Here is a 24,033-nt window from a genome sequence, read left to right as displayed (position 1 = left end):
TATATTTACTCATTAATTTGGATTTTTTTATTCTGATATATGTATTTTGCAATGTAAATAAATGGAGTGCCCATGATGCCTGCGATTCCTTTAATAAAATATGTGGATATTATTATATTAAGATAGGCTTCTTTTGGAAATATATTAAAGTATGTTGCAATGCTTACAAAAATTATCGTATCTATGAATTCACTTACTAATGTTGATCCATTGCTTCTTATAAACAAGAATTTTGGGAATTTTTCTTTAATGAAACGAAATAGGTATATATCGTTTAATTGAGATATTATGTATGCGATAATTGATGCGATTAATAAAATTGGAATTGAAGAGAAAATATTTTCTAAATTTTCTAAGTATATGTCAGAATTATTTGTTGAAAAATAAAGTTGGATATTTGTAATAAATGCAAATGCTATAAAACTTATAAATCCAATATAAACCGCTTTTTTTGAATTTTTATGACCATGAATTTCTGATAAAATATCTGTTGCAACATATGATGATGCATAAATAATATTGCCCAGTGTTGCATGTAATCCAAATATTGTAATTTGCTTTAAAACTTGAATGTTTGCAATAATGACGGATGATACTAGCCATGCTAGTAAGCCTTTTTGTCCAAAAAAATTGTACGTAATAATTAAAATTGAATAAGTACAAATTAACATGATGCACCATAGCATTTCGTTATTCAAAAAATCTCCTTGAATCATTTATCATTTTAATATCTATTAATGTATTAAAGTAATTATAAGCTTTTAAGTGTTGTTTTGTAAATTAGTTTGTTTTTCCTTTTTTTATTTATTTGTGTTATACTATCCTTAAAAGATTATTTAGAGGGGATGTTTTTGGATTTGACTAAGAACTTTAGTAGCATAAATGGCAAGCAGAGGGAATCTCTTAAAACTTCTTTAATAAATGCAAAAAATAATAACTTTACAAGTTCAGATCTTGTAATGGCTGCTTAATTTAGCAGAGAGTTTTGTTGGATTTTGCTTTGAGGTTCAACTTATACTCTTTAAGACATCAAAGTATGCCTAAAAATGTTTCAAGTTGATTTTTAGGGACCTTTAAACTTGAGAGTAATTTGGTGGTTTGCTTGTTTTCCAAGCCTTATTGCTTTTTCTAAAAATTAGCTAAGCTTGTAGATATTTATGATATTATTTTTAGGACGCGGGTTCAATTCCCGCCATCTCCAATTTTTTTACATTTCAGGTTATTAGCTTTTTAAGAAGCGTCCTATCGGAATCGAACCGACATCATTAGCTTGGAAGGCTAAGGTAATAGCCATTATACGAAGGACGCACAGATAACAAAGTTGATTCTATAAAAAAATTCATTTTATGTCAATTGATTTTATTGTTAATTTCGGCTAGTATTTTTTTTGTTTAGTAAGTACAATTATGTTAACTTTTGTATAAGCTAATATATAAAGGATTTTTGTGTGGAGGACTTAATGGGCGAGAGAGGGGAAGTATATTCTGATAAATTGTTTACAAATTCAGATAGGACTTATTTCTTTAATGTTAAAGAAAATAGAAAAGGTGATTATTTTCTAAATATTGTAGAGAGTAAGAGAAATGTTAATGGAGATTTTGAGAGACATTCAGTTTTTGTTTATGAAGAAAATATTGACGAATTTGAATCAAATTTATTGAAAGCAATTTCTGTAATTAAGAAAAAGGTTACTGGAAATTTAGTTAAAAAAGGAGAATATCATAATGATCGTAGATCCTAGAGTGTTTCATAAGCATGATCCTTTCTGAGGATGATTTAGTCCTAGTCATGGACATAATTACAGTTTATGTTAATTGATATTTAAATTAATTGAAAGCTCTTTCTGTGAAGGCTTAGTATTCCGTGTTTTTTGATTGCATCTTTGTGTTCTTTTGTTGGATATCCTTTGTTTTTTTTAAGTCCATATAGGGGATAAATTTTATCATATTCAACCATCAATTTATCTCTTTGTACTTTTGCAATAATTGATGCTGCTTTTATTTCATCAATCATAGAATCCCCTTTAATTATTGCTCTAATTTGTTTAGCTTGTATTTTGGGGATAAATTTTCCATCTACAAGTACTAGGTTGCATTCTATATTTAATTTTTGATATGCGATTTGCATTGCAAGGAGTGAAGCATTATGAATATTAATTTTGTCAATAATTTCATTGGATATATCTGCAAACGCATAATATGCATTTTCTAGTATTAATGCTGAGAGATATTCTCTTTTTGTTTTGGTAAGTTTTTTTGAATCATCTAGTTCATTTAAAAAGTTGGGTTTACTTTTAAAAATAACAGCTGCACTTAAGACTGGGCCAAAGATACACCCTCTTCCAACCTCATCAATTCCACAAATCATAACTATTTATTATAATACAGAATTATGTTTAGTAAATTAATATTGTTTATAATTTAAGTGGGAGTAGTTTTGTTTTTAGAAAAAATAGGACTTTTAGGATTTAAGTCTTTTGTTAAAATGCAAGAATTAAAGTTAAATAGTAGTTTAAATTTTATAGTAGGTCCAAATGGTTGTGGAAAAAGTAATTTACTAGATGCAATTCGTTTTTGTATAGGTGAAGATAATTTAAGTATTTTGAGAATTAAACATATAACAGATTTAATTTCTGTATCAAAATCTAAGGAATCTAATTTTGCTGAGGTGACTCTTTTTTTTAATAATGAAGATCTCTCTATTGGTGATTTTAGAGATAAATTTTATATTAGAAGAAGGCTTTATAAAGATGGTACAAGTGAATATTTTTTAAATAATGATAATTTGAATCTTAAAAATTATATGGATCTTGTTAATAAGCTAAGATTTAAGAATTCTCCTTATATGTTTATTAATCAGGGGAAGATTGAGAGAATATCTTCAAGTGGCAATATTAATTTAAAATCTCTAATAGAAGAGGCTAGTGGAATAGATATGCTTAGAGTTGAAGAGGAACAGGCATATAAGAGCTTAGAAAAATCTAGAGAAAATTTGACTTCTCTTTTGATGTTGAGAGATGAATTAAATGAAAAATATGAAAAAATTAAGAATGACTTTTTGATTAAAGATAAATACCAAAAATTAAAGAACGATTTAGAAGTATTGGATAAAAATTTAAGCTTGAAGAAGCTTTTTAATCTTAACTTTGAATTAACTAAACTTAAGAATGGCTTGAATATTAAAGATATAGACAATATTTTGCATTTAAGTAGTTTTTCTATTGAAAGTATTAAGGAAAAATTAGAATTTTATTCTCTTAGAGAAAAGAATGTTATTAAGAATATTGAACTTATTAAAAAAGAAATTGAAATGTTAAAATCTAAGTTGCTTACAATGGAAATTAAGATTCAAAAATTAGAACATGATAAGAGGGGAAAATTAAATTTAGCAAATATTTTTATGGGCAATAAGTCACAGATTGAATCAGTAAAAGTAAGCATAAATGAAGAGCTTATGAATTTAAATAATTCCCTTCAAAGTAAAAAGAAAGATTTTTTCATATTGACTGATGAGATAAATAGGTATACCAGGAGTTTTTTTGAACTTGTTGATTTAGTATTGTCGATTGTCAAGGAAAGTAATATAGAAGAATTTGAGCAACTTAAAAAAAACATTTTAAATTCTTTAAAATTGTTTGAAGATACATTAAGCATCAAATATCTTAAAAATATTAGAGAAAATTTACTTAAATATATAGTCAAGGAAGATAAACTTTTAAATTTATTAAGAGAGAAAATTGAACCTATTTTTGAACAAAATGTTGATTTAAGAAAATTTTTGCTTACGAGAAATAATTCTAAGACTAGTCTTGCAAAGGAAATCACTACTATTGAGAGTTTAGTGTCTGAGAAGACATTAAAATTAAATGAGATATTGGGTGAGATTGAATATACAGAGCTTTCTAGGCTTAAAAATGAAGATGAAATTAAATTAATTGATAGTAATTTAAAATTTTTATTTGAAACTAGGGATGAACTTAAGGAACGCCTTAATAATTTAAATTTAAAACTGGATGAATTAAACTTGGAACGAAGTGACATTAATGTTAATTTAGACAAGTTTTTAAGTGATGCAAAAGGTAGTGAATTAGTTGGAAATAAAGAGGTCAATACTTTGAGTGTATTAGATGCTTTTAAAAATTCATCTTATTATGAATACATGAAAAAGCAAGCAGAGTATGATATTTTATTGCATTCTAATTTGGATATTAAGGATGAGATAAAAGATTTTAATTTTGTTAATAAGGATATGGAAAAATTTGATCTTGAAGATGATTTAGTACAGATAGCTTCTTTACGGAAAGAAATGAGTATGATTGAGCATGATAATTATATTTTTTTTAATGTTGAGAGGGAATATAATGAAATAAAGGATAAGGTTGAAAAAATAAATTTACAAATAAACGATTTAAATGCTACTAAAGAATCTTTAGATAAGCTTAGAAAAAGAATTAAGAGGGAAATTAATAAAAAATTTAATGATGCTTTCGATAAAATTAGTGATCATTTTATTTATTTTTTTAGTCGAATATTTAAGGGTAGTGGAAGTTTATTTTATGATAAGGATTTAGATGAAATAGAAATTAAAATAAATTTTAAGGATAAATTAGTCAAAGGCAATAAAATGCTTTCTGGAGGAGAGCATTCTTTAATTAGTATAGCATTTTTGTTTGCTTTGTATTATTATTCTCCTGCTTCATTTTGTGTACTTGATGAAATTGATGCTTCTCTTGATTTTGAAAATAGTAATAAACTTTCAACACTTTTAAATGAACTTGGTCAAAAAGTTCAATTATTGATAATAACTCATAATATGTATGTTGCTAAGGGAAGTAAGAATTTAATTGGTGTTACTAGTGATAATGGAGAAAGTGTAATATTTAATATATAATTTATTTAGTATATTAGGAAAATTATTATGAGAGAGAAAAAGTTTCATTTTCAACAATATTTTTTAATATTAATATTTTTATTAATTATTGTTTCTTTTTTGACTTATTTGTATTCATCTAAAATTATTGACGAGAGTAAAAATAATACTGAAGAGAATGTAAATCTTAAGTTGAAACTGCTTAATATAGAAGATTTTTATTTTGATTTGAATTCTAGTTTTAATATGGATGATTTTTTCTTTCCTAAACCTAGTCTTCCTGATGGTAAATTGGGTGATAGTGTAATGCATTATCGAACAATTAATGAAGACATTTTGAAAGATCTTTGGGTTAAGTCAGATAATTTATTTAATATTGATTTAGAAAAGGAAAATGAATTATTAGTTGATAAAATTTTGGAAAATTATAAGTGAATAAAGGGAATTTTATTTATTGTAATTTTTTATTCTTTATTATTAATATAGTATCCTCTTTTGCTTTTGAAAAGAATAAACAGAATATTTATGAACTTGATTTTAATAGTGAAAGGCAAGAATTTTTGGTAAATATTAATTCAAAGTTTAATCTTTGTTTTAAAGATGAAGCTTGGATTTATATTAAAAATAATAAAAATAATCCTTTTATTAAATTTTTATCAGAATCTTATCAAAATGGTGCTATGTTTTCTTTTCAAACTTCAAAAAATGTTGGAATTGTTATGTTGACATTTAAGTATCAAAATGTAAAGGATTCTAGGGAATTTACTAAAAATGTAATTTTGAGGATTGTTAACCAAGAAAAATCTTTAAATTTGGATCAAATGGATCCTGAAGGCAATTTAAATTTAGATAAAGATATTAAAAATGGTGAGGATTTTGGATTAAATAATCAGAGTGGACATAATGTAGATTTGAAAGATATTATGAGAAGAGCTTTAAATTTATATCATATTAATGATTACAAGGGAGCAATTGAATTGCTTAATAAATATGATTTTAATAGTGATGAGTATATTTTATTAAAGGCAGAACTTTATTATAAGAATGGTGATTATTTGAACTCTTATTTAAATTATTTGAGTTTAAGGGATGATTTTTTTAATCAGATCTTTGTGAATTTAATTAGTCTTGGTATTAAATTAAATAAAGTTGAAAATGTATTAAGGGATGTTAGATTTTTAGTAGAAAATAATATTGATTTTGATGAGGATACTTATCTTGATATTCTTGAGTTTTTATTAACAAATGGTGAGCATGAATTTTACTCTAGCTTGAGTTCATTGTATTATCCAAAATATGTAAGTTCAAAGTTTGAAGATAGATATAATTATTTATTAGGTAAATTTTATGAAACCGAGAGCAAATATAAAGATTTTGTAAAGTCTCTTAGTTACTACAAAAGAGTTATTGATAGTTATCCTTTTAGTAGTTATTATGAATTATCTAAATTAAGGTTTTTGTTTTTAAAACGGTTTTTTTAGGAGAAATTGAATATGATTAGGCGTAAACTTACTAAGCAACTTGAGATTATTAAAGACTATCTTTGGGAGATGAAAGAGTGTGTTCTTAAAATGATAGAAAATTCATTAATAGCTTTAGAGTCTAGAGATAAAAATTTGGCTAAAAAAATTATTAATGAGGATGAAAAAATGATAGATGATTATCAATATGATATTGAAGATTTATGTGGACGCATAATTGCTACTGAACATCCTGTTGCTACTGAGCTTAGAGAAATTTTGGCAATTATTAAAATTATTAGCTCTCTTGAACGTATTGCAGATCATTCTACTAAAATTGTAAAAGTAGTACTTCTTTTGGAATCTAATGTAGGAGATTTTTCTTCTGTTGATATTTATCAAAAACCTTTAAGAGAAATGGCAGATACCGCAAAAGATATGCTTGCAAATATTTTTGATGCTTATTTTGATGGAGATTTTATTAAAATACTTAAGATAGTAAAGTATGATAATATTATAGATAAATTGTTTTCAAAACAAAAAACTCTTGTAATTGATGCAATGAAAAATAATCCAGAAAATTTAGATTATCTTTTAAATATATTATTTTTAAATAGTTTTTTAGAAAGAGTTGGAGATCATGTTGCAACAATAGGAGAGCTACTTTATTTTGTTAAAGTAGGAGAGAAAGTAAATCTTACTTAAATAAATAATGTGCCAGTTTATTCTTTTATTTATTTAATCATTATGATTGTTTTTTCATTGAATTGATTTTTTTATATGTTGCTGGCATTACATATTCTAAGTTTTTATTACCTCTAATTGTTTCTGAATGTCCAATTAATAAGTAAGAATCATCTTTTAAGTATTGATTGAATTTGTCAGCAAGTTTGTTTCTTGTTTTCTCATCAAAATAAATCATTACGTTTCGACAAAAAATTAAATCAAATTTTTTATTAAATGGGAAAACATCGTTCATTAAATTTAATTTTTTAAATACGGTCATTTCTTTAAGTTCGTCTTTAACTTCAAATTTGTCATTTTGTAGTTTATTTAAATATTTATTTTTTAAATGTTTTGGTAGAGTTTTTACTCGGTCTTCTGGATAAATTCCTTCTTTAGCTTCTTTTAATACAGTAATTGAAATATCTGTTGCTAAAATTTTTGCGTTGCATTGGATTTTATTGTTATTGATATATTCATTTAATATCATTGCTATTGTGTATGCTTCTTCTCCACTTGAGCATCCAGCTGACCATATTCTAATTTCTTTTTCTTGTGTTTGTGTTATTCTTTTGATCATTTTGGGTAGAAGATTGTTTGCAAGGAATTCAAAGTGATTAGGTTCTCTAAAAAAATAGGTGTGATTTGTTGATATTTTATCTACTAATTCTATTAGAGATATTTGATTTTTTTGATTTTCTAAGTAATTAATATATTCTGTAAAATTGTTTAAGTTTTTTGCTTTAATTGTTGATGATAAGCGACTCTCTATTAATAATTTTTTTTTCTCGCTAAGATTAATACCAAAATTGTTATAAATTATTTTGGTGAGTCTTTGAAATTCTTCTTTGTTTATTTTGATATTAAATTCATTATTAATATTCATTATTATATGTCACATCCGTTATATTAGTATCTCTTAATTTTTTAAATATTAGTTAAATATTAATTATAATATTGAAATTTATGATATCAAATATTTTTTTAATATAAATGTTTGAATTGAAATAATATGTGAATTATGCTATTTTAATATCTAAAATGCTATTTTATTTCAGTTGAAGGGTTTTTATTATGCGTAAGAGAATAAGTCAAACAAAAAGCGTTATATCTGGTGGTGAGAATGATAAAAGAGTTGGGATGTGGGGCATTTTTGCACTTATATTGATTGTATTTGGGTTTATTATTGCACCTTTAATGCCAGGATTATTTGATACTACTGATTCGTCTAATTTAAAGTTTGGCTTTTATAAGGGACAGCCGATTTATTATGCTAAAGATAATAAATTTGCACAATATGTTAATTTTTATTCAAATTTTTATTCTAAACTAAAAAGAGATAATAATTATGATATAGACTATTTTATTTGGCGCTTAGCTTTTATGAAGTATGTTGAGGATATTGCTTTTCTTGATTTGGCAAAGAGTAGTAACTTTTATATTTCAAAAAGTGTTTTGAGTCAAAATGTAATGAACTCTCCTGTTTATTTAGATTCTAATGGTAATTTTAGTCCTAAAAGGTATAATAAAGTTTCTGATTATCAAAAGTTTAAAATTTATAGTGACGCTGTGGAAAATTTGCTTTCTTCAAATATTCAGATTTTTTTGAATAGTAGTTTTGTATTTTCAGATTTTCTTTTAAGTGCTGTTAAGAATATGAGTAAGATTAGAAAAAATATTGCTTATATTACACTCTCTTATGAAGATTTTCCAAAAGATAAAGTAATATCTTATGCTGAAGATAATCAAAAGTTGTTTAAAAGTTTAGATCTTGTTTCTATTAGTTTTAAAAATTTAAGTGATGCTAATGATGCTTATGACAAATTATTTAAGGGTATGCCTTTTGAAGAGGTTGCTAAGTTTTATTCTGAAGACGTTGCTAATTTTAAAGGTATTGCTTCTTCTAGGCAGTATTATTTTGATTTAGATCTTATGCTTAAGGAAAAAGAAGATCTAAGTTCAATTTTTTCTTTGAAGGTAAATGAATTTACTAATCCTATTAAATCTAAGAGTTCAGGTGAATATAAAATATATAAAGCGTTAAGTGATATTTATAATTTTGATCAAAATTCAAATAATGATATTAGTGCTGTTAAAAATTATATAGAAACTTATGAACCCAATGTTATTGAGACTTACCTTGAAAATAAACTTAATGCTATTTTATCTGAAATTAATTCTGATGTTGGAGAGGAACGATCTTTGCAAAAATATAATTTGAAAGTAAAAGAAGATGTAGTTAATCTTGCATATAATATGAACATTTATTCTAGTACTTTAAAAGAGCTTTCAATTTTTAGTAATAGTCAAGGTTTTTATGACTTAATTTTTGATTTGAAAGAAGGTCAATGGTCTAAACCCTTTTTAGCAGATCATAAAGTTTATTCATTTTATTTACGTTCATCTTCTAATGATTCTTATGAGTCTGATGCTTTAGTTCAAGAGGATCGTATTATTGATAATTTTTCTAAAGCAAATAGTAAGTTGCTATTAGATAATGTCTTAAAGAAAAATAATTTTAAAGAAAATTTTAATGAGGCATTTTTTTCTTTAAAGGATTTTAGTTTAAATGCCGGTAATTAGAGTGTAGTTTAAGCTTTTATATTTTATTGAGTATAAGAGTAGATATGTAAAAATCATGTGATATGTTTTTTAAACAATATTTTATATTTCTTTTTTTCGTTTTATTTTCTTGTGTTAAAGGAAATAAGGATTTTATTATTTTTAATAAAGATTTTAATAAAAAGATGAGTAATAGCAAATTAAATTATTCTGATGCAAATGTGAGTGAAGATTCTGGAGAGAATGTGTTTGGGTCTTTAATTGATCTGAAGGGTTATAAAATTTTGTCAGTTCATCAGGAAAATTTGAATTTAGATGTTTATTTTGAGCAAGTGGTTTTAGCTCAAAATTTTGCAGATTTGAAGACACATTTATTTATTATTGGTTTTGATCCTAAAAGTCATGAGGCAGTTGTTCTATTTAAGACACAAGTAAATATTGATTCTAAAAATTCTTATAATATGTATCTTGAAGATATTACTGGTGATTATGATTTTGATATAGTTGTTCAGGGTTTTTTAGATGAATATGCTGTTTTATATGTTTTTAAAAGGGCAGTTGCTAATGATGTTTCGTCATATAGACCTATATTTTTTGATAAGGTTAATGGAAACATTATTATAAATAAGTATTCTAGGTCTTCTGCTTATGATGATAAGAAATCGAGGGAAAGTTATTCAATTTCTTTAGAGAGATATGAAAAGCAGGGGGAGGATATGATAGTAAGTAAGATAGAAAAGTATGTATATTCTCAAGCGCAGGGTAAATATTATCCTTTGTCTACTAGTGAAAAGGTTAGACGTATAGATAATGATGTATATCAAACTTTAAAAAATTTACCTAAAGATGAAGTTTATAAATTTTTATATGGTGTTTGGTATGATAATGATTCTCATCAACGTTCAGGAAAGTTAGATCTTAAAAATATTTTGCTCTTATCATTTAATAGGCATTTTAATGAAATTAGTATTTTTAAGAATAATTCTCAAGAAATTGCACACATTGAATATATTTCAAGACCTGCCTATAATATTCTCAATATCAGTACTAAATCTGTTTTTTCCGATTTAATAGTATATAACTTTTGGATTAAAATTGTTGATATTGACAATATTGAAATAAAAATTGATACAGGAACAGATGCTTATGATAAGTATGGGTTCTCAGGTATTTTTAAACGATTTAATAATTCTGTTTTAGAGAATGATGATCAAAAATTTTTGTTTATTCCAAATGGTAATTATGTTTATAAAGATGTTATTTATGATTTTTCTTATCCTAGTCTTACTTATATTGTTAAAGATAATATTTATTATGGAATTTTTAATGTTTTTAATTTAAATAATAATTTAGTTCTTGAATATGAAATTAGCATGGATGAGAATAAGGTAAGTGAGTCTTTTATTGTTGAGTATAGTGAGAGAATAGTTAATAATCAAAAATTTTCTACTATTATTCTTCATCCTATTAAGATTTTAAAAGATGAAGTAAGTTTGCTAAAAAGGCAAAAATTAAAACTTGAGAGAATAGAGAAATTAGGGTAAAAACCATATGAAAATATTAAGGAGTATTATTACTTATATTAGTTTTTTTTTCTTTGTATTGTTTTTTACTGTTTTATTTTTTGTATTTTTAGTTTTTAAGATATTTAGATTTGAAAATGCTTTTATAAAATTTATTTTTGTATTGATTAGATTTGCTATTAAGACTTGTTTATGGTTGTCTGGAATTAAGGTTGTTATTACAAAAGATGATGATTGTTGTTTGAACAAAGATGGTGGTGTGGTAATTATTGCAAATCATATTGCGTCAATGGATCCTATTTTTTTAATTTATGTTTTTATAAGGCCTTTTGTAATAGTTGCTAAGAGATCGCTTTTAAGTATTCCTTTAGTTAATTTTATATTACTTTCTATGGGAGCTATTTTTGTCAATAGAAGCAGTATAAGATCTTCTGCTGTTACTCAACAAAAGGCGACTAAAATTATTAAAGAGGGTGGAGCTATTGGAATTTTTCCTGAAGGAACCAGAAATAGAGGTGGAAAAACAAAAGATTTTAAAAGAGGTTCTGTTAATTTGGCTTTAAGAACAAATTCTCCAATTGTTCCTGTTACTTTGCTTAATACACATAAAGTTTTTATTAAAAATTTAATATTAAATTCAGGATTATCAGTATATGTGCATATCCATTCTTTAATAGATGTTTCTAATTTGACAGATGATGAGAAGGAGCAGCTTCATGTTATTGTGAGAGATAAAATAGTTAAAAAATTAGAAAAAATGAAAATTCAGTATAATTGTTGATAGGAATTTAAATGAAAAAAAATTTTTATGATGAGAGTAAAATTGTTACCTTATCTTCTCTTGAACATATTAGATTACGATCTGGAATGTATATTGGAAGACTAGGAGATGGTTCTAATATTGATGATGGTATTTATATTTTAATTAAAGAAATCGTTGATAATTCAATTGATGAATTTATTATGGGTTATGGCAAAGAAATTGTTATAAAAAGAGAGGATAATGTCATTACTGTAAGAGATTATGGTCGTGGAATTCCTCTTGGAAAGGTTGTTGAGAGTGTCTCTGTTATTAATACTGGTGCTAAGTATAATGACGATGTTTTTCAATTTTCTGTAGGGCTTAATGGAGTTGGGACTAAAGCTGTTAATGCTTTAAGTTCAAAATTTTTAATAAGGTCGATAAGAGAAGGTAATTTCTTTGAAGCTGTTTTTTCAAAAGGAAATTTAATTAATACTACAGAAGGTAAATCTGATGAACAAAATGGCACTTACATTGAGTTTTTAGCAGATACAGAAATTTTTGGGAAATATAAGTATAGTGAGGATTTTTTACAAAGAAGATTTTTTCATTATGCTTGCTTAAATAAAGGTTTAGAAATTAATTATAATGATCAAATTTTTCGGTCTGATAATGGGCTTCTTGATTTTATAAGAGCCGAGATTAAGTATGAAGATTTACTTTATGATTTTGTTTATTATTCTAGTAAAACTTTAGAGTTTGCATTTTCTCATACAAATAATTATGGTGAGACATATTTTTCATTTGTAAATGGACAATATACTAGTGATGGAGGTACTCATCAAACAGGTTTTAGAGAAGGTTTTGCGAGAGCCATTAATGATTTTTTAAAAAAAACATATTCGTCTACTGATATTAGAGAAGGACTTGTGGCAACTCTTTCAATTAAAATAAAGGATCCAATATTTGAAAGTCAGACTAAAAATAAGCTTGGTAATGTTGAAACTAGAGGTAACATTGCTAAGGAAGTGCAAAGGCTAATTTTAGAGATTTTATATAAAGATAAAACACTTGCAAAAACGATAGAGAGTAAAGTTATTGATAATGAACGTCTTAGAAAGGAATTAAGCAGTGTACGGAAAGAGGCAAAAGAGAGAGCAAAAAAAATATCTTTTAAAATTCCTAAACTTAAAGATTGTAAATTTCATTTTAATGAAAAAAGTGTACATTCTGATGCAACCATGATTTTTTTAACAGAAGGAGATTCTGCAACAGGATCAATGGTGTCTTGTAGAGATGTATATACACAGGCTATATTTTCTCTTCGTGGTAAACCCCAAAATATGTTTGAAAAAAATAGATCTGAAATTTATAAAAATGAAGAACTCTATAATATGATGGTAGCTCTTGGTATTGAAGAATCAATTGAAAATTTAAGATATAATAAAGTAGTAATTGCTACAGATGCAGATTTTGATGGATTTCATATTAGGAATTTGCTTTTAACATTTTTCTTAACTTATTTTGAAGATTTGGTTTTAAATGGGCATATGCATATTTTAGAGACACCACTTTTTAGAGTAAGAAATAAGAGTGCTACTATTTATTGTTATTCTGAGGAAGATAAACAGAAAGCGCTTCTTAAACTTAAAAATCCTGAAGTTACAAGATTTAAAGGACTTGGAGAAATTTCGCCAAATGAATTTAAGGGTTTTATTGATGTTGCTAATATTAAACTTACAAAGGTAGATCTTGTCAATATTAAAGAAATAAAAGAGCAATTGGGATTTTATATGGGGCCAAATACTCCTGAGAGACGAAACTTTATTATGGAGAATTTAATTTAATGAACATTAAAACATTACTTAGAGATAATTTTTTACAGTATTCATCTTATGTTATTAAAGATCGTGCAATTGCTAGTGTTATTGATGGATTTAAACCGGTACAGAGACGAATAATACATTCTCTTTTTGAAATGAATGATGGTAATTTTCATAAAGTTGCAAATGTTGTTGGAAATACAATGAAATATCATCCTCATGGAGATACTTCAATTTATGAAGCTCTTGTTAATATGGCAAATAAAGATTTATTTATTGAAAAGCAAGGAAATTTTGGTAATCTTTTAACGGGTGATCCTGCTTCTGCATCTCGTTATATTGAATGTCGATTAACTCCTTTAGCGTTTGAAGTGCTCTATAGTAAGGAAATAACGACTTATGAGCCTTCTTATGATGGTCGTAATGCTGAGCCTTTGATTTTTCCTGCTAAAATTCCTGTAATACTTATTCAGGGAAGTGAAGGAATTGCTGTTGGTATGGCTGCTAAAATTCTTCCTCATAACTTTAATGAAATTTTAAGAGCTGTTAAGAGTGAGTTGCTTGGTGAAGCTTATAAGCTTTATCCTGATTTCCCAACAGGTGGAATAGTTGATGTTAATGAGTATGCTGATGGCAATGGAAAGGTTTTGGTTCGTGCAAAAATTGAACCTACAGATGATAATAAGGCTATTTTGATAAAAGAATTACCTTTTGGAGAAACTACAGAAAGTTTAATAGCTTCAATTGAGAGGGCTATTCGTAAAAACTATATTAAAGTTTCGAGTATTAATGATTTTACTACAGAAAATGTAGAGATTGAATTGACCCTTCCAAGGGGGGTATATGCCAATGAAATTATTGAAAAACTGTATCATTATACAAATTGTCAAGTTTCTATTTCTGTTAATTTGCTTTTATTGAGTGATAGATATCCTGTTATTTATACTGTTACAGATATTATCAAGTTTCATGCTGAGCATTTACAAAAAGTTTTAAAGATGGAGCTTGAACTTGAGAGAAGTAAGATACTTGAAAAAATTTTTTCTAAGACCTTAGAGCAAATATTTATTGAACATAAGATTTATAAAATTCTTGAAACTATTTCTAAAGAATCTGATGTTGTTGATATTGTAATGAGTGAAATTGTTAAGTATGGAGATAGGTTTTCTAGAAAAATTGTTTTAGATGATATTGAGAACTTGCTTAAAATTCCTATTAGGAAAATAAGTATGTTTGATATTGATAAAAATAATAAAGATATTCAAATTTTAAGTAAAGAATTAAAAAGTGTAGAAAGTAATATTGAATCAATTAAAAATTATGCAATAAATTTTATTGATAAACTTCTTGCTAAATATTCAAAAATGTATCATAGAAAGACAGAGATATCTCTTATTGAATCCAAAAATGCTAGAGAAATTGCTACTAAGAATATGAAAATTTATGTGAGTTTAAAAGCAGGGTTTGTTGGAACCAGTCTTATTGATGGTGAATTTATTGGAAATGCTAGTTATTATGATAAGGTATTAATCTTTAAAAAGGATTCTTATATTTTAAAAAATATTGAAGATAAGACCTTTATTGAAAAGAATAATGTTAGTGTTTTAGTTTATGATATAAATAATTCTAAGGAGCAGGTATTTTCTATAATTTATCTTAATAAAGTCGATAATTTTTATTATGTTAAAAGATTTAGGATAGATAAGTTTTTAACTGATAAAGTTTATTATTTTTTAAATAAAGATGATGAATTTATAGATTTTACTTTTAATGCACAATTTGTGGCGTTTTCTACTAGTAGAGATGTTGTTAAAATGATTGATATTAATAATTTTATGATTAAATCGCGAATTTCTGTAGGTAAGAGAATTTCAAATAATATTATTAAAAAAGTTAAATTTAAATAAATTGAAGATGAAATAAATTATTGAACAATTCTTTTAATATGTATATAATGCAAACACTAGGCTGTTTATTTTGGGGGTATTTTATGAAGAGAGTATTAATTTTAGTTTTACTTTTATTTTGTATTTTTGAAAGTTTTGCTCAAAGTTATGATGAAATGAAGACGGATATTGGGAGTAACAGCATTAATGGTAGCGGTAATTTGGAGAAGTTATTACTTTATGAGAGTTATAAACAAAATGCTTTAATTCCTTTTTTATTGAATTTATTTGTAGGTTTTGGAATAGGTTCTTTAGTTCAAGGTGACATTACAGGTGGATTATTGATTTTAGGTTTTGACGCTTTAAGTTTGGGTTTGTTAGGTTATGGTGTATATTCTACTTTGAATTCTAAGTCAGTTGAAGTCCCAGTAATTGGTTTATCTCTAATGACATTAGGAGGAATAACTATGTTTGTAACACGAATTGTTGAAGTTGTACTTCCCTTTACACATGCGGCTAGCTATAACAAAAAACTTAGACAAAATTTAGGCATTGCATTAGGAGGTTTTCATCCTGAAGTTGATTTAAGCTTTGATGAAAATTCTAGAGTTATCTTTGAACTTTCTTTTACTAAGAAATATTAATTGTAAAAATTTATATTAAAGTCATTGAGTGTAGTTATAATAATTAGTAATTGTAACTACTCTTTGTTTATATTATGAGTATTTATTTAAGTTATCTTTTAAATTGTTTATGTTGTGTTTTTAATATAACTATTGTGTTTATGATTTTTGTTTTCTTTATTTATATTGTTTGATTTCACGACTGAGATCTTTTTTGATACTTTTTTGTTTTAAAATTTCTCTTTTGTCAAACAGTTTTTTTCCTTTACATATTCCAAGTTCGACCTTTATTAACGAATTTTTGAGATATATCGATATAGGAACCAATGTGTATCCTTCTTTTTCTTTGAATTTTTTTAATTTTTGTATTTCTTTCTTTGTTATAAGTAATTTTCTACGTCTTGTTTCTTCATGATTAAAGATATTACCTTCTTTGTATTTTGCTATATGTAAATTTTCAAGCCATATCTCATCTTTTTTTATATTAGCAAAGCTGTCATTGAATGTAAATTTTTTTAATTTAATAGATTTTACTTCAGTTCCTTTTAAAACAATACCACAACTTAGTCTGTCTTCAATAAAGTAATTAAATCTTGCTTTTTTGTTTTCAAGCAATATTGAGCTCATATTTATTCCTTTTCAATAACCAGCCTAAATCCAATGTTAGGAGAACACCAATATTTTAAAAAAGAAGCTTGTGTTGAAGGTTTAAGCGTTGAATTATTAGTATAAGTGTAAGTTCTAAGCTCTGTGATTAGTGAATTGAAATTATGGTTTTCAGAATATATGTCATTTTTGTTTTGGAATAATATAACTTCATTAAAGCTTGAGTTTTGCATCAAATTCCAAAATCCAATTTTTTTAGATACTTCATTTATATTTAAATTGTCTATAGATTGTGGGACTTCTTTTTGATACAATTCCCATTCTTGAGATATAGGAAGTCTTGCTTTAAATCCTTTAGGTAAGGTTGAAGAGTACCATTTAGCATATTCTATTGCTGCGTAGTAAGATATGTGTGTGATATCTTCATTTGAAGGCATTTGATTGAAAGTTTTAAGATAACTTTCATCTACAAGTTCTTCTTTTATAAGGTTATTTTTATTATTTAATGCCCATTTAGGATTTTTGTCTAAAAAATTTTGATATTCAGCTTTAGTAATATTTTTGTTCTGGATTAGGAATTCTTTTAATTTATATGTAGTCTTTAATATTAAATCTTGTGAATGTAATTTATAATTTTTGATGCTATCAATGTTTTGAGATATTATTTTTTTGAAGTTATTTAGAGATAAATTTATATTTTGATTTTCAAAACTTAATATTTTATTTTCATTTTTTAATTTTTCTATAAATGTTTTAAACCATTCTTCGTGAAATACTTGTTTTTGTTGTTCTGGGTCTAAATTTTCAAAAAACCAAATAATAGCCCTATCTTCTAGATTAAAATTTTGTTTTAAAGATGTCCATATTTCTTTATTGTTATTATCATAGATTGAGTATATGGTTTTGTATGCCGATATAAAGTCTTGAAACATTATATTAGAATGTATATGTGGAATGGAGGTTTGAAAAAATTTTTTGATATATTCTGAGTTATTTTGTAAATCATTCATAATTAGTGAAAATACTGGAATTAATTTTATGTTATCATCAGCATTTTTAATTTTTGTCATAACTGAGAGTTCTTTTTGCCTTTTTGCAATGATCTTTTCAGGAGCTATTAGTTTTAAATTAACATTTAGCTTATAATTTGCAAAAAATTTATTTTTGATATCAATTTTTGTTTCGTAAGTTTCAAATCCAAATCTTTTAATTTTTAAAGTTCCTTTATTAAAGTTTACGTATTTGTTTAGAGGAGTTTTGCCAATATATTTTTCATCTATGTAAACATATGAATTTTTAATATTGGTTTTTATTTTTAAATATACTCCAGGATTATTTAATTTAGCATTTATGATGAAACCAAGTAATAATATTATAGGAAGGATAATCATTGTAAAGAAAACATAAACTTTTGGAGTTATTCCCAATATTGGTTTTAGTTCTACTGTGAGTGGTTGTTCTTTAGTGACATTAAGACTATCATTCTCTTTGAGCATACATAGTGATTATAGAAAAGTATTAAAAGAAATTCAATATTACTATATTTCTTTGCGTGTATTAATTGTGAAGAAATATAGTACATGATAATTTGTATTGAATTTTAGATTTTGTTTTCTTTAATTATTTAAATATAAGATGTTATTGGCTATATTGATAATTTTTGATTTTATGTATAATTTAGGTTTGAGGACAAATTTATGTTTTTAGAAAAATTGGATAATTTTGCTAACTTTTTAGTGAGAATTGTTGAGAGATATCTAACTTATAGAAAACAAAAAAAATATTTTTATAAATTGAGAGCTAAAAAACGAGGTTTTATGCTTAACTTTTTGCTTGAGCTTTTAGGTGCTTCGATTTTTGTTTTAGGAATAAATCAATATTTTTTACAGGCGTATAGAATTCCATCGGGTTCAATGGAAAATACTTTGCAGATTGGAGATTTATTGTTTGTGGATAAGTTTTCTTATGGTCCTGAACTTTTGCCGGGATTGTGTAAGATAGTTGGAATAAAGGAACCAGATGAATCAGAGATTGTGATTTTTGAAAATGTAGAATATAAATCAAAAGGGCTTTTTTTTGATATTTTGCATAGATTGCTTTATATGCTAACTTTTAGTTTTGTCGATCTTGATAAGGATGAGGATGGAAATCCTAGTGTTAGATTTCTTGTAAAAAGAGCATTATTTGCAGATGGTAAACTTGTAAGATTTAGGAATGGATTAGTGTTTGTAAAGAGGGAAGGTGAGGAAGAATTTATAGAAGAAGATATTTATAAGTCTTCATTGGGATATAATTTTACTGTTAAGAAAAATGTAGAAGAGGTGGATTATAAGGTTTATGATAATCTTGCTATGTTTATTGCGTTAAATCAATTAAATGTTAACTTAGAAAATGTATCTGATTTTTCATTTTTTAATCTTAGAGAAATTGATAGATTTGAAATTGAAAGACTTGAATATCGTTATTTAGTAGCTTTTATGCCATATGTTGATTATTACATGGAGAAGGCAATAATGAGAGATTATGGAATATATGTACCTTATGGGTATGTGTTACCTGTTGGGGATAATAGAGACAATTCTTATGATGGAAGGTTTTTTGGTGTTATAGATAAAAAGAAAATTCTTGGTAGAGCATTTTTTATGTATTTTCCTTTCTCTAGAATAGGTTTAATTTAAATGCCCGGTTATTTAACTTTTGAACAGAGACTTTTAAGAAAACAAAGAAGAAAAATTTTTTTTAAAATTATTTTGTTATTTTTGCTATCTAATTATTTTGTTACAAAATTTGTTTTACAAATTTTTACTTTTCAAGGTGATGAGATGTTTTCTTTGATAACAAAAAACAATACTTTAGTTTTTGTTTCAAAACATATACGTACTTTTTTTATTCCGTTAACATTAAATGATATTGTTATTTATGAAGATCCAAATTTAAGATACAATTTTATTTTTAAATTTTTGAGAGATTTATTTTTTTTAAATAATATTTTCAATATAGGTAGTTATAAGATTGCAAAAATAGTTGCTACTTGGGGAGATTTAGTATACGTTAAGGGTTTTGATGTTTTAGTATATAGACAAGTTAATAATTCTTATTATTTGAATGGTAATTTGATGATAGGTTATAAATTAAATGATTTCTTTGGTTTTGATGAAGTAATTAAATGTTATTTTTTAAAAAAAAATGAATTTTTTCTTTTAAATGAAAATTTAGAAGTACTAAATGATTCTAGGGTATTTGGTCCTGTGGGACAGGCTGATATTTTATCTTTTTTATTGCTAAAAATAATGGGTTATAAGGTTGTTAAATAAAATTTTTGTTGATGCTGATTCTTGTAATTTGGAAATAATAAAGTTTTTGCAAAATTTTGTGTTAAGTAGAAATGTAGAACTTATTTTGGTTGCAAATAGGAAGCTAAAATTAAAGATATTCAAAAATACTTTTGTTAAAGTTGTAAGTGATGTTGATTCTTTTATTTTGGAATTAGTTGATAAAAATAGTATGGTGATTACTAGAGATATATTATTTGTTAAAAGCTTATTAGATTGTCAAATTAAAGTTATGAATGATGAGGGTCAAATTTTCGATAGAAACAATATAAGTTATTTGCACTTTAGAGCTAAATTAAATGTTAACTTAGATATTAAAATTAGAAAATCTTTTTATAAGGAAACTCATAAAATTAAATATTCAAATTTTACAATGAATTTTCATCGTTTATTCTTTAATTAACTTTTTATTTTCGATTTTCCATAGTCCTTTTCCTTGTGTTAATATATAAATTATTTCTTTTGATATAGGTATGATATCATTAAGTCTGGTTTTACTTAATTGCGAGCCATTGTAAGAACCTGACAATACAGATTGTGAGGGTGGTTGTAAGATAAAAGTATCCTTATCTTTAATAAGTTCTACAAATCCATTACTACTTCCAATCAGTATTATGTCATGGAATTCTCTTGCAAAGTATGCAATAAATTCTCCTATGTTATCACGATTGAATATTGGAGATTTATAATTGTCTTTATTTGAATATATTTCAAATTTATTGTCTGTTGAGTCAGTATTTCTTCCAGTAAATACTAAAGTTTCTTGCGAACCGCGAATATTTGTGTCTATTATTGCCATTATTTCATTTGTTGTATTAACTTTTGTAATTTCGCTACTATTTAATTTCCAAATTTTAGCAAATCTTCCCGTAATTGATTTATTGCTATTTGAAATTTGATAAAACTTGTCATTATGAGTTGCAGAATTGGGAGTTTGATTATTTCCATTTGTATCTAGAATAATTTGTTTGCCATTGTTTTCTATTGCCAGGATATAAGCTGCGGTAATTTCGCTTATACCTATAGATTTTAGAAATTTAATTGGAGTTACATTTTTTTGGAATAAAAGTTTCCAATCATTATCTTCAAAAGAATATAGTTCTAATTGTCCATTTTTATTTTGTACTAACAAATATGTTTTTCCTGACACATTGACGAGATCGATCACAAATTCATAAGAATTGCTAAAATTTACTCTTGTTATATTTCCGTTTTCCTTTTTAAATAGATGCATGGCTGCAATATAAAGAGTATTGTTTATTAATGAAATACCAGTTGGACTTGAGCTATCTAAAATGTTATTGTTACTATTAATTTTTTGTAATTTGCTAAGTTGAGAAAAGATAGATTCACTTGAGCATTCTAGGTTTAAAAATGTTAATATTATTATAATTAATTTTTTGAAGTTTTTTTTATTCATAATTTACCTATAATTTGTTCATATTTACTATTATTGAGAGTGATATTAGTAAAAAATGGGCAGTTTTAGCTGAATTTCCAAATTCAAACATTGCCCACCATGAAGTTGTAACTCCTAAAGCCCATTTGTAATTAAAATTCCAGAAAATCCCAGAACCAATAGATATTACAGGCATTGTATCGAATGTTCTTAAATTTGAAATACTATCACTTTTGTCTCCATAATAATTTAAAGTAAGTCCTATGTTTGAAAATATGGGTATTTGAAAAAGTTCACCTATGTCAAATACGTAAGTTGTTAGGAATGTAATAGGTACTATGGTAAGTGTCTTGCCTATTACAGAGTCAGGGTTTAATAAATTAAATGAGTGATTAATGTCAAAATTAAATATATATCTAAGTTCTGCTCCTATAGACAGGTTGTTTAATATATGGTATTTATACTTGGCTGCTCCAAGGCCACCGGGATATAGGTTTGAAGAGAAAATGTTTGATAGATCATTGTAAAATAGGGGAATTCCTAGACTTAAATCTACTTCTATAATGGAGTTCCCATTTCTGTCGATTGAATATGCTTCTAGCTTTTTTGTATTTATGTGTAACAATAATACTAAAATAAACCCCGTTAAAAAAATTTTTTTCATTATTCTCCATATTTTCAAAATTCTTTCTTTTAAAAGTTATTATATTGAAAAATAGTTTTTATTACAATTAATTTTTATATGCATTTATTCATGTTTATACTTAAAGTACAATATAGTATAATGGATAATGCTTCAAACTAGATTGGTGGAGGGGAGGGCTTATGTGAGCAGTGTTTTTGATGGTAAAATTTTTGCAAATCGATATTATTTGTTGTTAAAAGAGTTCTTGATCTATCATAATTTAGTAAATAAAATTTCTCTTAAAGTAATTTTGGCAAATAATAGTCCTGCAAGTGAACTTTATGTTTCTGTTAAGGAGAGAGTATCTAAAGAAATTGGTATTAACTTTAATGTTATTAGGTTGAGTGAGAATTCGCATCAAGATGACATTTTGCGTTTAATTGAGATTGAAAATACAAATGATTATACTGATGGGATTATTGTTCAGTTGCCACTTGCTAATAAAATAGATGTGAATATGATTTTAAATAGCATATTAAGTATAAAGGATGTAGATGGACTTTCTTTTGTGAATTTGGGTAAATTAGTTTCGGGAGATAAGAGAGGGTTTATTCCTTGTACGGCTCTTGCTGTATTGAAAATTTTATTTGATTATAAAATAGAAATTTCTGGCAAAACTGTTGTTGTTATTGGTAGAAGCTTGCTTGTTGGGAGAGCCATTTCTATTTTGCTCTCTTGTAAGCCTTATAATGCAACTGTTATTGTTTGTCATAGTAAAACTGTCAATTTAGATTTTTATGTAAAACAAGCAGATGTTATTATTTCTGCTGTTGGAAAACCTAAATTAATAGATGCTAGTATGATAGTTGGACATCCTTATGTTATTGATATTGGTATTTCTAGAGTAGATGTTAATAATAGTAGTGTTCTTGTAGGTGATGTTGATTTTGAGGCAGTAAAGGATCGTGTTAGGTTCATTACTCCTGTAATAGGGGGAGTTGGGCCTGTTACAGTTCTTATGTTGATGTTTAATACAATTAAAGCCTATTTAATTAGGCGTAAGAAGTTTGATCTTTTAGAAAAATTGATGAAATTGGTGGAGGTTTGAATGTCTGGTCACAGTAAATGGTCAACTATAAAGAGAAAGAAAGGTACTCTTGATGCTAAGAGAAATAAGATTTTTACTAAGTTAATTCGTGAAATAAGTATTGCCGCTAGAATGGGAGGAGGAGATATTGATTCTAATCCTCGCTTGAGACTTGCTGTTAATAAGGCTAGAGTTGCTAATATGCCTAAGGATAATATTGAAAAGGCAATAAAAAAGGGCATTGGTGATAATATGGGATCTGAATATTTTGAACTTACTTATGAAGCCTATGCTCTTTATGGTGTGGCTTTAATAATTAAATGTTTGACGGATAATAAGAATAGGACAGCAAGTGAAGTGAGAAGTGTTCTCTCAAAAAGTGGGGGTTCTCTTGGAGCTCCAGGTTCTGTTTCTTATATGTTTCATAAAAAGGGATTGATTTCTTACAATTTAGATAAATATCATGAGGATGAAATAATAGAGCTTGCATTGGAAGCAGGTGCAGAAGATATTTATAGTGAAGGTTCTCAAGTAGAAGTAATAACGAGTGCTGATAATTTTGAATCCGTTTCATCTATTTTGCGAACTAAGTTTGAAGAGGATATTGCAGAGGTTGCACTTGTTCCTGAGAGTAAAGTTGCTTTAGATAAAGAACAAATGGATAAAGTACTTGCTATTATTGAAAAATTGGAAGATTGTGATGATGTACAAGAAGTTTATCATAATTTAGAAATTGTTGATGATATTTGTTAGTATAGTGTTAAAGTTTTTTT

Annotated in this window: 22 protein-coding genes, 1 tRNA gene, 1 other RNA gene and 1 pseudogene; 17 read left to right on the top strand and 8 right to left on the bottom strand. The window is 25.9% G+C overall.

Going from position 1 to position 24,033, the window contains the following annotated elements:
• Positions 1-5: 5 nt before the first annotated feature.
• Complete coding sequence (locus BDU_RS00270; protein ID WP_014695958.1) at positions 6-698, bottom strand: queuosine precursor transporter; 693 nt, start codon at positions 696-698, stop codon at positions 6-8.
• Between the two features lie 143 nt (positions 699-841).
• On the opposite strand from BDU_RS00270, the gene ssrA reads away from it, so the two are divergent.
• Positions 842-1,202, top strand: a transfer-messenger RNA (tmRNA) gene (gene ssrA / locus BDU_RS07660).
• A 34-nt stretch (positions 1,203-1,236) separates the two neighbouring features.
• Here ssrA and BDU_RS00265 read toward each other — a convergent pair.
• Positions 1,237-1,308 (bottom strand) — tRNA-Gly (locus BDU_RS00265).
• Positions 1,309-1,459: 151 nt separating this feature from the next.
• Between BDU_RS00265 and BDU_RS00260 the strand changes: the two are divergent.
• Positions 1,460-1,726, top strand: a pseudogene (locus BDU_RS00260) (DUF3276 family protein); the annotation flags it as partial.
• Positions 1,727-1,821: 95 nt separating this feature from the next.
• On the opposite strand, the gene BDU_RS00255 reads toward BDU_RS00260, so the two are convergent.
• A complete protein-coding gene (locus BDU_RS00255; RefSeq protein ID WP_012537820.1) occupies positions 1,822-2,367 on the bottom strand; it encodes a ribonuclease HII in 546 nt (181 codons plus the stop codon).
• Between the two features lie 69 nt (positions 2,368-2,436).
• Here BDU_RS00255 and BDU_RS00250 point away from each other — a divergent pair, with 69 nt between their 5' ends.
• Genes BDU_RS00250 through phoU form a run of 4 tightly spaced genes read left to right on the top strand, consistent with a single transcriptional unit; the run spans position 2,437 to position 7,034 of the window.
• On the top strand, positions 2,437-4,890 hold the full coding sequence (locus BDU_RS00250) for an AAA family ATPase (RefSeq protein ID WP_049752014.1): 2,454 nt from the start codon (positions 2,437-2,439) through the stop codon (positions 4,888-4,890).
• A 27-nt stretch (positions 4,891-4,917) separates the two neighbouring features.
• Positions 4,918-5,304, top strand: coding sequence for a hypothetical protein (locus tag BDU_RS00245; RefSeq protein ID WP_012537818.1), 387 nt, complete (start codon positions 4,918-4,920; stop codon positions 5,302-5,304).
• Positions 5,301-6,350 (top strand): hypothetical protein, encoded by a 1,050-nt coding sequence (locus tag BDU_RS00240; RefSeq protein ID WP_012537817.1) that lies wholly within the window; start codon positions 5,301-5,303, stop codon positions 6,348-6,350. Before BDU_RS00245 ends, BDU_RS00240 begins: the two co-directional genes overlap by 4 nt.
• Before the next feature lie 12 nt (positions 6,351-6,362).
• Entirely contained in the window at positions 6,363-7,034 is a 672-nt protein-coding gene (gene phoU, locus BDU_RS00235) for a phosphate signaling complex protein PhoU (RefSeq protein ID WP_014695953.1), read from the top strand.
• A 40-nt stretch (positions 7,035-7,074) separates the two neighbouring features.
• Here the strand turns inward: phoU and BDU_RS00230 are convergent, their stop codons facing one another.
• Positions 7,075-7,938, bottom strand: coding sequence for a CheR family methyltransferase (locus BDU_RS00230; protein WP_012537815.1), 864 nt, complete (start codon positions 7,936-7,938; stop codon positions 7,075-7,077).
• A gap of 188 nt (positions 7,939-8,126) precedes the next feature.
• Between BDU_RS00230 and BDU_RS00225 the strand changes: the two genes are divergently transcribed.
• From BDU_RS00225 to BDU_RS00200, 6 genes are all read left to right on the top strand, one after another.
• Positions 8,127-9,635, top strand: coding sequence for a peptidylprolyl isomerase (locus BDU_RS00225; protein ID WP_012537814.1), 1,509 nt, complete (start codon positions 8,127-8,129; stop codon positions 9,633-9,635).
• 62 nt (positions 9,636-9,697) lie between these two features.
• Positions 9,698-11,158: a pallilysin-related adhesin gene (locus BDU_RS00220; RefSeq protein WP_012537813.1), complete on the top strand. Its 1,461-nt coding sequence runs from the start codon at positions 9,698-9,700 to the stop codon at positions 11,156-11,158.
• A 7-nt stretch (positions 11,159-11,165) separates the two neighbouring features.
• Positions 11,166-11,918, top strand: a complete 753-nt coding sequence (locus BDU_RS00215; RefSeq protein ID WP_012537812.1) for a lysophospholipid acyltransferase family protein — start codon at positions 11,166-11,168, stop codon at positions 11,916-11,918.
• A gap of 11 nt (positions 11,919-11,929) precedes the next feature.
• Complete coding sequence (locus tag BDU_RS00210) at positions 11,930-13,726, top strand: DNA topoisomerase IV subunit B (RefSeq protein WP_012537811.1); 1,797 nt, start codon at positions 11,930-11,932, stop codon at positions 13,724-13,726.
• Positions 13,726-15,609 carry a DNA topoisomerase IV subunit A gene (locus tag BDU_RS00205; protein WP_012537810.1) on the top strand — a complete coding sequence of 628 codons (1,884 nt, stop codon included), beginning with the start codon at positions 13,726-13,728 and terminating at the stop codon, positions 15,607-15,609. The genes BDU_RS00210 and BDU_RS00205 overlap by 1 nt, the downstream gene beginning before the upstream one ends.
• Before the next feature lie 83 nt (positions 15,610-15,692).
• Positions 15,693-16,232, top strand: coding sequence for a P13 family porin (locus BDU_RS00200; RefSeq protein WP_041177670.1), 540 nt, complete (start codon positions 15,693-15,695; stop codon positions 16,230-16,232).
• Positions 16,233-16,388: 156 nt separating this feature from the next.
• Here BDU_RS00200 and smpB read toward each other — a convergent pair whose 3' ends face one another.
• On the bottom strand, positions 16,389-16,838 hold the full coding sequence (gene smpB / locus BDU_RS00195) for an SsrA-binding protein SmpB (RefSeq protein WP_012537808.1): 450 nt from the start codon (positions 16,836-16,838) through the stop codon (positions 16,389-16,391).
• Positions 16,839-16,840: 2 nt separating this feature from the next.
• Entirely contained in the window at positions 16,841-18,313 is a 1,473-nt protein-coding gene (locus BDU_RS00190; RefSeq protein ID WP_012537807.1) for an SUMF1/EgtB/PvdO family nonheme iron enzyme, read from the bottom strand.
• A 201-nt stretch (positions 18,314-18,514) separates the two neighbouring features.
• Between BDU_RS00190 and lepB the strand changes: the two genes are divergently transcribed.
• The 3 genes from lepB to BDU_RS00175 are packed head-to-tail and all read left to right on the top strand — an operon-like array spanning position 18,515 to position 20,552.
• Entirely contained in the window at positions 18,515-19,495 is a 981-nt protein-coding gene (lepB, locus tag BDU_RS00185) for a signal peptidase I (RefSeq protein WP_012537806.1), read from the top strand.
• Positions 19,496-20,131 (top strand): S26 family signal peptidase, encoded by a 636-nt coding sequence (locus tag BDU_RS00180; RefSeq protein WP_012537805.1) that lies wholly within the window; start codon positions 19,496-19,498, stop codon positions 20,129-20,131.
• Positions 20,121-20,552: a DUF188 domain-containing protein gene (locus BDU_RS00175; RefSeq protein WP_012537804.1), complete on the top strand. Its 432-nt coding sequence runs from the start codon at positions 20,121-20,123 to the stop codon at positions 20,550-20,552. The genes BDU_RS00180 and BDU_RS00175 overlap by 11 nt, the downstream gene beginning before the upstream one ends.
• Here the strand turns inward: BDU_RS00175 and bamB are convergent.
• Entirely contained in the window at positions 20,538-21,569 is a 1,032-nt protein-coding gene (gene bamB, locus BDU_RS00170) for an outer membrane protein assembly factor BamB (protein ID WP_012537803.1), read from the bottom strand. The two genes, BDU_RS00175 and bamB, sit on opposite strands and share 15 nt — an antisense overlap.
• Before the next feature lie 7 nt (positions 21,570-21,576).
• Positions 21,577-22,212 carry a BB0027 family outer member beta-barrel protein gene (locus tag BDU_RS00165; protein WP_012538607.1) on the bottom strand — a complete coding sequence of 212 codons (636 nt, stop codon included), beginning with the start codon at positions 22,210-22,212 and terminating at the stop codon, positions 21,577-21,579.
• A 163-nt stretch (positions 22,213-22,375) separates the two neighbouring features.
• On the opposite strand from BDU_RS00165, the gene BDU_RS00160 reads away from it, so the two are divergent.
• Positions 22,376-23,281 carry a bifunctional 5,10-methylenetetrahydrofolate dehydrogenase/5,10-methenyltetrahydrofolate cyclohydrolase gene (locus BDU_RS00160; RefSeq protein ID WP_041177669.1) on the top strand — a complete coding sequence of 302 codons (906 nt, stop codon included), beginning with the start codon at positions 22,376-22,378 and terminating at the stop codon, positions 23,279-23,281.
• On the top strand, positions 23,282-24,013 hold the full coding sequence (locus BDU_RS00155; protein WP_012537800.1) for a YebC/PmpR family DNA-binding transcriptional regulator: 732 nt from the start codon (positions 23,282-23,284) through the stop codon (positions 24,011-24,013).
• The last annotated feature ends 20 nt before the right edge of the window (positions 24,014-24,033 follow it).

This window comes from Borrelia duttonii Ly (assembly GCF_000019685.1).
GTDB classification, from domain to species: domain Bacteria; phylum Spirochaetota; class Spirochaetia; order Borreliales; family Borreliaceae; genus Borrelia; species Borrelia duttonii.
The sequence above is the reverse complement of the archived record's forward strand: the minus strand, read 5'-3'. Positions and strand labels throughout refer to the sequence as shown.

Coding starts and splice junctions, on each gene's coding strand:
- BDU_RS00255 (WP_012537820.1), bottom strand. CDS start 2,367: ATGATTTGTGGAATTGATGAGGTTGGAAGAGGGTGTATCTTTGGCCCA.
- BDU_RS00245 (WP_012537818.1), top strand. CDS start 4,918: ATGAGAGAGAAAAAGTTTCATTTTCAACAATATTTTTTAATATTAATA.
- phoU (WP_014695953.1), top strand. CDS start 6,363: ATGATTAGGCGTAAACTTACTAAGCAACTTGAGATTATTAAAGACTAT.
- BDU_RS00230 (WP_012537815.1), bottom strand. CDS start 7,938: ATGAATATTAATAATGAATTTAATATCAAAATAAACAAAGAAGAATTT.
- BDU_RS00225 (WP_012537814.1), top strand. CDS start 8,127: ATGCGTAAGAGAATAAGTCAAACAAAAAGCGTTATATCTGGTGGTGAG.
- BDU_RS00220 (WP_012537813.1), top strand. CDS start 9,698: ATGTTTTTTAAACAATATTTTATATTTCTTTTTTTCGTTTTATTTTCT.
- BDU_RS00215 (WP_012537812.1), top strand. CDS start 11,166: ATGAAAATATTAAGGAGTATTATTACTTATATTAGTTTTTTTTTCTTT.
- BDU_RS00210 (WP_012537811.1), top strand. CDS start 11,930: ATGAAAAAAAATTTTTATGATGAGAGTAAAATTGTTACCTTATCTTCT.
- BDU_RS00205 (WP_012537810.1), top strand. CDS start 13,726: ATGAACATTAAAACATTACTTAGAGATAATTTTTTACAGTATTCATCT.
- BDU_RS00200 (WP_041177670.1), top strand. CDS start 15,693: ATGAAGAGAGTATTAATTTTAGTTTTACTTTTATTTTGTATTTTTGAA.
- smpB (WP_012537808.1), bottom strand. CDS start 16,838: ATGAGCTCAATATTGCTTGAAAACAAAAAAGCAAGATTTAATTACTTT.
- BDU_RS00190 (WP_012537807.1), bottom strand. CDS start 18,313: ATGCTCAAAGAGAATGATAGTCTTAATGTCACTAAAGAACAACCACTC.
- lepB (WP_012537806.1), top strand. CDS start 18,515: ATGTTTTTAGAAAAATTGGATAATTTTGCTAACTTTTTAGTGAGAATT.
- BDU_RS00180 (WP_012537805.1), top strand. CDS start 19,496: ATGCCCGGTTATTTAACTTTTGAACAGAGACTTTTAAGAAAACAAAGA.
- bamB (WP_012537803.1), bottom strand. CDS start 21,569: ATGAATAAAAAAAACTTCAAAAAATTAATTATAATAATATTAACATTT.
- BDU_RS00165 (WP_012538607.1), bottom strand. CDS start 22,212: ATGAAAAAAATTTTTTTAACGGGGTTTATTTTAGTATTATTGTTACAC.
- BDU_RS00155 (WP_012537800.1), top strand. CDS start 23,282: ATGTCTGGTCACAGTAAATGGTCAACTATAAAGAGAAAGAAAGGTACT.